A 4,010-nucleotide genomic window follows, 5' to 3' on the forward strand; every position below is an offset into this window, starting at 1 on the left:
CCGGCCCGCGACCGAGGCCTGCATGACGGCGAGCAGCGCGTGCAGGTCCGAGCGGTGCATCCCGCGCCGTGCGCCGGCCGCCTCCGCGTACCGCTGCGCCGCGGCCGAGAACGCCTGGAGCAGGAAGACCACCGCGCGGCGCTCGTCGGGCGGCTGGGGAGGCGTCGTCACGACCGCCAGTCTAGTATCGCGACATGGCTTCTTTCGATAGTCGAACTAAATCGCGCGTCCCGTTCGTGCACCTGGTGGGACGCCGGCGTTCGATCGTCGTCGTGCTCGCGACGCTCGTCGTCTCCGCCCTGGTGATGATGTTCGCCCCCGACCCGGTCGAGGGGAACGGCGCCGGGTCCAACCTGCCCGCGGACGCCGAGTCCTCGCTGGCCCGGAAGGCGACCGCCGAGCTGCCCGGCTCGGAGGAGTCGCCGGCCTTCGTCGTCCTCTCGCGCGACGGCGAGGAGCTCACCCCGCAGGACCTCGCCGCGGCCGCCGGCCTGCGCGCGTCCCTCGCCGACCTCGGCGAGGCCAGCCCGCCCATCCCGTCCGAGGACGGCACGGTCGCCCTCGTCGCCGTGCCGCTGCCCACCGACGTGCCGAATGACGAGAACGCCGACAACGTCCAGCAGGTCCGCGACGTCGTCGCCGAGCAGGTGCCCGACGCGTCACCGCCCAGGTCACCGGCGGTCCCGCCGTCCAGGCCGACCTCGGGAAGGTGTTCGACGGCGCCGACACCCGCCTGCTCGCCGTCACGGCCGCCGTCGTCGCGATCCTGCTGCTCATCACCTACCGCAGCCCGTGGCTGTGGCTCGTGCCGCTGACCGTCATCGGCGTGGGCGACCGCGTCGCCGCCGTCGCGCTCGACTACGCCTCCAGCTGGCTCGACGAGCCGATCGACGGCTCCATCACCGGCATCACGTCCGTGCTCGTCTTCGGCGCCGGCACCAACTATGCGCTGCTGCTCATCGCCCGCTACCGCGAGGAGCTGCGTCGCTACGACGACCGGCGCGACGCCATGCGGCACGCCGTCGGCGCCGCGGCGCCGGCCATCCTGTCCAGCTCGGGCACCGTCGCCCTGGGCCTGGTCGCCCTGACCCTCGCCGACTCCCCGTTCGTCAGCCGCATCGGCGCCGCGGGCGCGCTCGGCATCGTCGTGGCCGTCCTCTACGCCCTGGTCGTCCTGCCCTCGGCGATGGTGCTGCCCGGACGCTGGCTGTTCTGGCCGTTCGTCCCCCGCCAGGGCCAGGAGGGCAAGGAGTACAGCGGGTTCTGGGGCCGGCTCGGCACCGGCGTCACCCGCCGCCCGGTGACGGTCCTGGTGGTCAGCCTCGTCGCGCTCGTCGCCATGGCCGCGCCGCTGCTGAACCTGCGCACCGGCCTGGGCCAGAGCGAGCAGTTCCTCGAGGAGCCGGAGTCGATCGCCGCGCAGAAGACGCTGTCGGAGAGCTTCCCCGGGGGCATCTCCTCCCCCACCACCGTCGTCGTGACCGCCGACCGCGCCGAGGACGTCGCGCAGGCGGCGGAGCAGGTCGACGGCGTCCAGGACGCGTCCGTCGAGCGCCGCGACGACCGCTACGCCGAGATCTCGGTGACGCTCTCGGCGAGCCCGGGCACCGACGCCAGCCTGCGGACGATCGAGGAGCTGCGCACCGCCCTCGACGACGCCGACCCCGACGCGCTCGTGGGCGGCGCGGACGCCGAGGACCTCGACGAGCGCGCCACCGCGTCCGACGACCGGTCGCTGCTCGTCCCGATCGTCCTGGGCGTCGTGCTCGTGATGCTGCTCGTGCTGCTGCGGTCGGTGGTCGCCGCGCTGCTGCTCGCGGCCACGACCGTGCTGAGCTACCTGTCGGCGCTCGGCGTCGGCTGGCTGGTCTTCCAGCGGCCGGGCTGCTCGGGGTCGTCCTCGAGGCACTCCACGACGTCCTCGCGGGCGCGCGGCGCCTGGTCGATCAGCACCGCCGGGACGCCGGCGTCGGCGAGCTCGCCCAGGGAGCGGGCCAGCCCGGCGCGCACGGTCGTGTGGTCCAGGCCGCGCATGAGGTACAGCGCCGACACGACGGCGTCGGGGCGCAGCTCGCGGATGCGCTCGATCGCGGCAGCGTTCCAGGCCTCGCAGCTCTCGATGCGCGCGGTGCGGCGGTCGTCCAGGGTCGCGCTCGAGAACGGGCACGCGGACTTGGTCATGCCGGTGATGCGCCAGCCGCGGTCGCGCCCGACCTCGTCCATCGCCGGCAGGTACTGCTCGGTCATGGAGTCGCCGACGACGACCAGGTGCACGTCGCCGTCGCGGTCGCCGAACTCGCAGGTCAGCACCGCGGCCTCGTCCTTGCGCTGGTGGCAGGTGCGGTCGCCGTAGTCGATCTCGTCGTCCTTGGCGTCCCACGGGGCGGGGGAGTAGCCGACGTCGCTGCCGGTCAGCCGGCGCAGCGTGTCCGAGGAGCAGGCCCCCGCCAGCAGCGCCGCCACCACGGCGAGGACGACGAGCCCGACGAGCCGGCGGCTCACGACAGGACGCCCACGCGCACGAGCGCCCGCTCCAGCCGGGCCCCGAACGCGTCCGCGACCGACAGCAGGAACGTCTCGGTCAGGTGGTGCGAGTCGCGGTAGCGCAGGATGCCGTCCGCGACCGCCTCGCAGCGGCGCTCGCTGGAGCAGATGAGGTTGTTGATCGACATCGAGGTGGCCTCGTCGAGGTCGTCCAGGATGAGGCCCATCGCGGTGCGGCTCCAGACCAGCTCGGGGTCGGTCACGGTGTCACCGGTGATGTCGCAGCGCGACGTGTCCTTCGGGTGGCGCGCCACGCACTGGGCGATGTCGTCGCCGGACTGGGCGCGCGGGGTGGCGCGCAGGACGACCGAGGGCACGCCGGTGCGGGCGAGCGCGTCGTGGATGCCCTCGGCCATGAGCGTCTTCTGGTCCACCGAGCTCAGCGACCGGCCGAACTTGGGCACCTTGAGCTTGTAGAGGGCGGTGAGGACGGCGTCGGGCTGCAGCTGCTCGATCTTGCGCAGCGCCTTGCGGTTCCACTGCTCGCAGTTGCGCCACGTCTTGTTCGGCTGGGAGCCGCCCGTGAGCTGGGCGGTGCTGAACGCGCAGGCCGACTTGGTCATCCCGATGACCCGCCAGCCGCGCTCCTTGCCGACCGCGTCGAGCACCGACAGGTACTGCTCGGTCTTCGAGTCGCCGACCGCGACGATCGTGACGTCGCCCTCGGGGTCGCCGAAGGTGCAGGTGAGCACCGTGCTGCTGGCCTTGCCCTGGTGGCACTCGCGGTCGCCGTAGGTGACCTGGTCCTCGGGGGCGCGGCGCGGCTCCGGCGTGATGGCCGGTTTCGGCGCGGCCTCGGTCGTGGGCGCCGTCGTGGCCGGCGTCGTCGGGGTGGGGCTCGCGCTCGGCGACGGGGACGCGGCCGTGGTCGGCGCGTCGTCCTCGCCGGTGGGCGAGGAGCAGCCCGCCAGCAGGATCGACGCCAGCGCGAGGCCGGCCACGGTGCGCAGCGTCACGGACGAGCCTCCGGGGGGGGAAGACGGATGGGTTCGGCGAGCACGACGCACCTAGAGTGGTGCGCGGCCGCCGGGCACAGGATAGTCGGCGCCCGAAAGGAGACGCATGTCGAGCGGTCTGGACCCCGCGTCCGCCCCGTCCGGCCCGTCGCGCACCGGGACGGGGGCGACGTTCTCGGTCGTCGTGCCGCTCGGCGCGAGTGCGCCGCACCCCGGCGACCTCCTGGCCGCGCTGGAGCGCCAGACGCTCGGCCCGTCGCGGCTCGACGTGGTGCTCGTCGTCGCCGGCGCGGACGACGACACGGCTTCCACGGTGCAGGCCTGGGCCGAGGGACGCCCGACCGCGCGCGTCATGGCGCTCCCGGACGCCGGTCGCGGCGCCGCGCTCGAGCACGGACTGCGCGCGGCCGAGGGCGCGTGGGTGCTGCTCGCCGACCCCGACGTCGTGCCCGCCGACGACTTCCTCGAGCGGATGGCCGCGGCGGTGGAGGCGCCGAGCACCGCCGGTGC

The 4,010-nt window shown here is 74.2% G+C and carries 3 protein-coding genes and 1 pseudogene; 2 read left to right on the forward strand and 2 right to left on the reverse strand.

Annotation, left to right across the window (positions count from 1 at the left end; translation table 11 throughout):
* Positions 1 to 308: 308 nt before the first annotated feature.
* Positions 309 to 1,864: pseudogene (locus AC2W7G_RS10670) on the forward strand (MMPL family transporter); the annotation flags it as partial.
* On the opposite strand, the gene AC2W7G_RS10675 reads toward AC2W7G_RS10670, so the two are convergent.
* Together AC2W7G_RS10675 and AC2W7G_RS10680 are read right to left on the reverse strand one after the other, a co-directional pair.
* Entirely contained in the window at positions 1,837 to 2,502 is a 666-nt protein-coding gene (locus AC2W7G_RS10675; protein WP_485868411.1) for an SGNH hydrolase domain-containing protein, read from the reverse strand. The pseudogene AC2W7G_RS10670 and the gene AC2W7G_RS10675 sit on opposite strands and share 28 nt — an antisense overlap.
* Complete coding sequence (locus AC2W7G_RS10680) at positions 2,499 to 3,500, reverse strand: SGNH hydrolase domain-containing protein (RefSeq protein ID WP_485868409.1); 1,002 nt, start codon at positions 3,498 to 3,500, stop codon at positions 2,499 to 2,501. Before AC2W7G_RS10680 ends, AC2W7G_RS10675 begins: the two co-directional genes overlap by 4 nt.
* 106 nt (positions 3,501 to 3,606) lie before the next feature.
* On the opposite strand from AC2W7G_RS10680, the gene AC2W7G_RS10685 reads away from it, so the two are divergent.
* The coding region (locus AC2W7G_RS10685; protein WP_485868410.1) for a glycosyltransferase family 2 protein at positions 3,607 to 4,010 on the forward strand (404 nt) is incomplete at its 3' end.

The organism is Aeromicrobium sp. PFPM2_SD2 (assembly GCF_057364525.1).